The organism is Collinsella sp. AM43-1, from assembly GCF_003467925.1.
Classification (GTDB): Bacteria; Actinomycetota; Coriobacteriia; order Coriobacteriales; family Coriobacteriaceae; genus Collinsella.
On the sequence record NZ_QSFR01000031.1, the window covers coordinates 1 to 6753 of the forward strand.

8 protein-coding genes are annotated in these 6753 nt (G+C 48.7%); all 8 read right to left on the minus strand.

The features are described 5' to 3' along the window. Positions 1-138 precede the first annotated feature (138 nt). The 8 genes from DW925_RS09770 to DW925_RS09805 all read right to left on the minus strand — a co-directional run bounded on the left by DW925_RS09770 (position 139) and on the right by DW925_RS09805 (position 6338). Entirely contained in the window at positions 139-1023 is an 885-nt protein-coding gene (locus DW925_RS09770; RefSeq protein WP_117790911.1) for a PfkB family carbohydrate kinase, read from the minus strand. Between the two features lie 30 nt (positions 1024-1053). After that, on the minus strand, positions 1054-2052 hold the full coding sequence (locus tag DW925_RS09775; protein WP_055310759.1) for an SIS domain-containing protein: 999 nt from the start codon (positions 2050-2052) through the stop codon (positions 1054-1056). A 48-nt stretch (positions 2053-2100) separates the two neighbouring features. Further along, complete coding sequence (locus DW925_RS09780) at positions 2101-2931, minus strand: PTS system mannose/fructose/sorbose family transporter subunit IID (RefSeq protein ID WP_055310758.1); 831 nt, start codon at positions 2929-2931, stop codon at positions 2101-2103. Beyond that, positions 2918-3703 (minus strand): PTS sugar transporter subunit IIC, encoded by a 786-nt coding sequence (locus tag DW925_RS09785; protein ID WP_055310757.1) that lies wholly within the window; start codon positions 3701-3703, stop codon positions 2918-2920. The genes DW925_RS09780 and DW925_RS09785 overlap by 14 nt, the downstream gene beginning before the upstream one ends. Before the next feature lie 27 nt (positions 3704-3730). Continuing rightward, positions 3731-4192 carry a PTS sugar transporter subunit IIB gene (locus DW925_RS09790; RefSeq protein WP_099432598.1) on the minus strand — a complete coding sequence of 154 codons (462 nt, stop codon included), beginning with the start codon at positions 4190-4192 and terminating at the stop codon, positions 3731-3733. A gap of 13 nt (positions 4193-4205) precedes the next feature. Beyond that, entirely contained in the window at positions 4206-4622 is a 417-nt protein-coding gene (locus DW925_RS09795) for a PTS sugar transporter subunit IIA (RefSeq protein WP_117736958.1), read from the minus strand. A gap of 214 nt (positions 4623-4836) precedes the next feature. Beyond that, positions 4837-5541, minus strand: coding sequence for a GntR family transcriptional regulator (locus tag DW925_RS09800; RefSeq protein WP_055287651.1), 705 nt, complete (start codon positions 5539-5541; stop codon positions 4837-4839). Positions 5542-5549: 8 nt separating this feature from the next. Further along, positions 5550-6338 (minus strand): GntR family transcriptional regulator, encoded by a 789-nt coding sequence (locus tag DW925_RS09805; RefSeq protein ID WP_117790910.1) that lies wholly within the window; start codon positions 6336-6338, stop codon positions 5550-5552. Positions 6339-6753: the final 415 nt, after the last annotated feature.

Consider the following 6753-nt stretch of genomic DNA (forward strand, 5'->3'; position numbering starts at 1 on the left):
CTCACAACCTTCTCGTAACGAGGCTCATCGAAATTGAACATAGCAATTATCCCTTCGTTTAATAGAACGAAATTCGTTCCAATGACAACTTGTCGTTTTGTTACGTATTAATACTTAATAGTCTAAATAAAAACCCTTCTAGGAAAGGGGGACCTGACTGTCTTTCATCTCGGCGAGTTTATGCTCGAATCCAAAGCCGCCGGGTTTAAGGCAATTTTTAGCTGAATAGTCAGCAGCGAACTCCATTGCATCCCGAATGATCCCCACATCGAGCGGTTGCTTTTTACTCCAGCCATGCGAGAGACAGCTCACAACAAACGCAGTGATATACGAATCTCCCGCGCCCATGGTGTCAAGCGCATCTACGGGTCTTATATTTCCCTGGTACCATCGGGAACCGTCAAAGAACACAGGCCCCGTAGATCCCCGTGTAGCAATCGTGTAGCGACAACCATGCTCTATGGCCCTCTTCAATAGAACTTGAATCTGTTGATCGCTCTCGCCGGAACAGGAAAACAGACCAAGGGTTGTAGCAGGGCAAACAAGATCGAAATATGCGTCGGTTCGATACTTATCTTTAACGGAAAAGTCGTAAACCGCCACAGCGGGAAGATCTTGAACTAGGTGCACATCATCCTGCAGCTTTGCATTGACGCTGGTAAAAACCGCATCGAATCCCTGAAGAAACTTGACATCAGAATCGTTGATGTGGGTTTTGTGCGCCCAGCAAGCCCCTGTATCGTAACCAACTTCGACACGTTCACCGTCGTAAACATTTACATCGCAAGTCTTGGTTGTCGCTTTTTCAGGCATAGATGATTGCGAAAGGTCAACGTTCAGCGAAGAAAGGGCATCGGTGATTATTCGCCCTCCCAGGTCGTTGCCGATCTCCCCAATATACGCAGCCTGTGCGCCAAGCATGCTTGCATGGGCAGCGACGTTTACGGCATTGCCACCAGGATACATAACGCCTTTGTTGAGATAGCGATCAATAACGTTGTCACCAATTGCTGCGATTTTCACCTCAACGCCTCCCATCACGTACGGTCTTTATTAGTACTCGACCTTGCGGTAATAACGGCGGATGTCGAGCGAATGGTCACGAATTTCCTCGAAATTCTTGCTCACACGCGAGAGAATGGCATTGAGCACCACCGGAGAAAGCATCCAGCGGAATTCATCACTGATACCCGGCAACTCATAATCATGTGTATCGAATACGGTGAAATCATCCGCATATTGCTTACAGAAGCGTGCAACGCGCTCATCAAGAGGCCTAGTCTGCGCCTCCGTCATTGCGAGCGCGACACAAACGCCCGGCTCAACAAGTTCGATAGTGCCATGGAAGAACTCAGGCGATGTAACGGATTTGGTGCGCAGCCATTGGGACTCCTCGAGCACACACATGGCAAACGAATACGTGGGGCCCCACAGATTGCCAGAACCGATCCAGATCTGATACGGGTCGTCCTTGTGCTTCAGAGCATATGCGCGAGCCATCTCGTCAGCGTTCTTGCCGACGGAAACGAGAGCAGCAGGGAGATTCACAAGCTCATCAGCGAAGCGATCGTAGTCATCGAAAAAGCCCCTGTTCTTGAGAATCTTTCCAATCAGAAGGTACAGCACGAGCTCCATAGGACGACCCTGCTTATAGATCACTCCATAATCGGAAAGTTCACCAAGCGGTGAACCGTCCACGCCAAGCGTAGAGACAATGGTGCAGCCTGCGTCTTTTGCCGCCTTTGCCGCCGCGACCGTCTCTTTGGTGTCGCCCGACTTGGACGCCATGAACGCCAAGGTCCCCTTACCGATGCGCCGATTGCCAACCGTGAGGAAATCTGCCGAAACTTGGGACTGGACGGGAATATCGGACATAACAGAAACCATATAGTCAAACGGCTGCATCATCGCAAGCGAGCCACCTGACGAGGTGAAGAAAATCGAATCGAAACCCTTTTCGCAAATTTCGTCAGCAATGCGTTCAATTTCGGCACGTTGATTGTAGATATAAGCACCGTTATCGAGAATTGCCTGTTCATCAAATGAAACCATGAGATATACCTTTCTAATTCAATTGGGCCAGACGGCGAAATCAACCATTTAGATTGCAAACACTCCGAAGAAGGAGCCGACGATACCAACCGCCATGAGAATAACGAGAATCCAAGCAATTTTGACCTTGTGCTGGACGAGTTCGTAAACTCCAAGTGTCACAAGCAGCGGCAGCAGGCTCGGCATGATACCGTCGATGATGCTTTGGATAGTCTGCGCACTGTCGCCGGTACCGAGAGAACCAGCCACGCTGACCGATACAAGGTTGGGCACCATAGCGCCGATAACCATAAGACCGAGAATTGCAGCCCCCATAGTGAGCTTTGGCATAAGACCAGATTTCTCGATCTTGCTCAAGAAACTGGTTCCGAATCCATAGCCCCATTTAAGGCAGAACCAACGAATCAGATAATGCGGAACATTGAATACGACAAGGAAGAGAAGCGGGCCGAGAATGTTACCCTGCATAGCAAGCGACACACCCAAGCCAGTGGCGATGACACGCAACGTTCCCCAGAACAGAGAGTCACCGATGCCGGCCAGCGGGCTCATAAGAGCGGCCTTTACGCTGTTGATGGAGGATTCGTCAAAATCCTCTTCGTTAGCGTTTGCCTCTTCCATCGCTGCCGAAATGCCCAGAATTAATGTTGAGACATAAGGAGTGGTGTTGAAGAACTCCATGTGACGCTTAGCAGCAGCAGCCTGGTCATCCTTATTCTTATACACGCGACGAATGATGGGAAGCATGGAGAAGCAGTATCCCATGTGCTGCTGGCGCTCGTAGTTCCAGGAGTACTCCATCGTAAGCGAACGGAAAAATACCGATTTTAGATCACGCTTTGTAATCTTGTTGGAACTGGTGTCATTAGAAGTCGTCATCGTCGAAGCTCCCTTCCGAACTAAGCTGTGGCGTCTGAGCAATGAAGTTTGGCTGGACCACCACGAGGATTACTGCGAGGCAAAGCCCAATGATGGCAATACCAAGGATTGGAATGCTCATGTAGGCACAGAGCGCAAACCCGAGCACGAAGAAAATAGCAGTCTGCTTGTTGACAATCATTGAAGCGAGCAGTGCAATGCCGAGCGCAGGGATGAATCCACCCGCAATAACCAGGCCGTTACTTACAAACTCGGGAATTGCGTTAAGCACCGCGTTCATAACCGGCGTTCCGAGATAGAAAGCAAGGGAGCACACGAAAAAGCGAGGAAGCGATTTGACGATGAATCCACCAAGCAGATGCATCCGCTCCATACCTTTGAGGTCGCCCTTTGCCACGCAGTCGTCCGCTTTATGGACGAAAAACGGCATCACGATCAGCGTAAGCGCGTTATCAATGATGAGATAAAGCGACGCAATCGGGAAAGCGAGCGTCAGCGCAACTTCAGCGCCTTGACCCGTCGAAATTGCAAAGGCAGTGCCCAAAATACCACCGGTGATAACGTCAGGCGGAACGGCCGCCCCGATGGTAACCGATCCAATGAACACCATTTCAAGCGTGGCGCCGACAATAATGCCCGTCTGCAAATCACCCATCACAAGACCGATGAGGACGCCCGTGACAATCGGGCGAGAAGCAAGGCAAGTGCCAAGTGCCCACTCAAATGTCACGCACATTGCGACGAGGCCGATAAGGATCGCTTGAGTCAACATGAGGGATCCCCTTTCTATTGTATGTGCTTAAATCAAAATCTTCTCGTCTCTAGGTACCTGCCTGATCTCCACCTCGATTCCGGCATCACTGAGCTCATGTAGAAGCTCCACGTCGCGATCGGTAGCGAAAACCGTTGAAGATAGGCGTACATCTGCACCCTCACGCGGCTTCGTTCCTCCAATGTTGATATGCTCGATTTCGCTGTAGCCCTTTGCCAGGCGGTAAGCATCTTCGATGCTTTCAACGACAATGAACAAACGGTACTTATCGGTCACACCGCTCCTAAGAGCCTCGATAGAATCATCGACCGATTTGATAACCAATTTGACGCCTGCCGGACGTGCCAGCTTAAGCGTCGTCTTGCGCACGTCATCTTTCACAACCGCATCGCAGGCAATCAAAATGCAATTGGTGTCAAGCTCTTGCGTCCAAGTCATGGCAACCTGACCATGAAGCAAGCGATGGTCAACTCTCAGCAGCTTAATCATCTTTGTTCCTTTCTCAAAAATCCTCGTCTTGTTCTACCGAATTTGGCAGCGAACATAGGCATGTGCCCTTTTGGCGGACACTTGAAACCAATGCAGCGAGCTCGGCGTCATCAAGTGTGCTCAATTTCGAAAACACTTCGAGCACTAGTGGTAGCGACATGCCGGCAATGAGCCTTAGAGAATCGTCACCCAACCTTTCCATAAAAGCGTTATTCACTGACCCACCATAGACATCAGTGATGACAATCCACTGGTCTGCTGGGTCGCGAGAACGGTCCCAAAAATCTATCAACTCGTTTACATCCATCGTGTCCTCATCGACATATGCGCATAGCACCTTAACGCGAGGATCTTCACCGCAAAATAGCTGGAGCGTTTCACGCATCGCTCTAGCAAGTGGCCCATGGCTGGCCAAGAGCAACTTCCTCATTTATCTCCCAATCTCAGTCAATCATCTGTTAATAGAACGTTATATTTTGTATTGTTATCTACAGTATCCTCGAAACTTTCGCTTTGTCAAGACAGATCAATCAAGCTTCCTAAGCGGTAATAATTCGCCCGTAAACGGCAAAAAAACGCCCCTTTGTCGGGGCGTTTTCAATCTCTTGTTATTCGGTTAAGAAAGATCCGGGGTTTGGCTTTCGCTAGAGATAAAACTTTAAGCGCTCAGTGCAGTACACCTGCCGCGAAATAAACAATGGCACTCCCTGCGCGCTGCAACGCTTATCTACAAATAATAAAAGGGCAGATCCCGGCTTTACATTCAAATGTTCTGCCTCGTAAGCACTTGCAAAGCACACCTGCAACGTTCGCTCGTTATTGCCAAGTTCGATATGGCGTCTTCCCAGCACCTCAAGTAGAGAACCCGATAAATCTTCATGTTCCAAAAAGGCAAGAGAAGGAGTGTAGCTATTGGTTTCCAACATCGTTGGCACGCCATCGACTAAGCGCAAACGTCTAGTCTGAAGAATATTCTCGTCCTCCTGGACCTGAAGAAAACGCACGTCGCGCAGCGTAGGATAAATCCAAGCTACTTCGAGCACTACGGTAGAAGGCTTTTTATTTTCTTGAATGCAGGAATGGGTGAAGCTTTCCTGGTCATCGGCTGCATAGGCATTGCGTGTCGTGGTAACAAAAGTCCCTTTCCCTCGCGTGCGCTCAACGATATCGGCATCCTCTAGTTCCTTGATTGCCGATCGAACAGTAATACGACTAACGCCATATTCCTCCATAAGCTCCGTCTCAGTAGGAAGCTTATCCCCTTCGCTATATACGCCACTTTCTATTCGACTCACAAGATCGTGAACGATCTGCTTATACAATGGAACAGCGCTCTCCACTTTAACCATTATTCAACCTATTGCTTTCTACACTCAACGGCTTCAAGTCCCCGCCAATTGATGCCGAGTTGATTAGCCTTAATCGAAAAGAAGTATTTGAAATAATCACCCAACATCACCTGCTTAGTAAAGTGCACTGGCTTACCAGTGCTCATATAAACGGTCTCACTCAATATAAACATCGCAGCTTCTCCTGCGATATTAAGGATGCGCTTCTCCTCATCCGTAGCAAGCCCTGCTTCAAGCACAATAGACGGGAAACAATTATCCTCTAGTCGCAGCCCCGTCTCTCTCTCAATCGTTTCATAAAGTGATGCGTTCTCCATATCGACACCCAGTAAAAACCCGAAGTTCTTTACTGGAAGATAAATATGTTCAATCATTGCATTTATGTGGTTAATTGACCTCACGCGTTTGAGGTAAACCGCAGATTCATTCTCTTCCATTCGCAAATGACGACGGACGGCAACGGGCGGCTCGACCTCCTGAAGAGCGAGAACACGAGACGAGGTTTCGATATTATTTTCATGGCAAAAATAAGTGAAACCCTTAAACGTGCTCAAGCTCGAGACGATTTTAGGCTGCCGGATAAATGTGCCCTTGCCATGACGCGTATCAAGCACGTCGTCATCCACAAGAGTTTGAATTGCCTTCCGTATCGTCGCACGGCTAACCTCGTATTCTTCGCAAAAACCATTTTCGCTAGGCAACACGCCACTTTCGGAAAACTCGCCCATCTCAATACGGCGGCGCAAATCATCAGCTACTTGTACATATAGCGGCACAGCACTAGTCGGGTTAATCATAACGTTCTCCGTATAACATTCTATGAAACTTCTATACGTTATAAGATAACCTATTACGTATTATTTTGAAAGAAATAGACGGTTCAATCTTATTTTTGAACCGTCTACAATATCAAACACTCCATATGAAGGTGTCGAATGCCACTTGTGGCGCAAACAAGAGGGGCATTTGGCAAAAATGCCCCATTTCGCCTTGAAGTCGCTACCGTGAAATGCCAACGAGCCGCATGGTCGAGTCCAAGCAAATACGACCTCAAGCGGCCAGCTACGGCATGGCTCCCTAGAACGAGACTGCGACATTTGTTTGCATTGTTTTACGAACGCAACATAACGAATTATTTCCGAGCAAAATAACGACCGCTGAAAGCTGCTTCAGTAGTTCATCTGGTGGTAGTAGCGACGCGTGGTGAGCGGG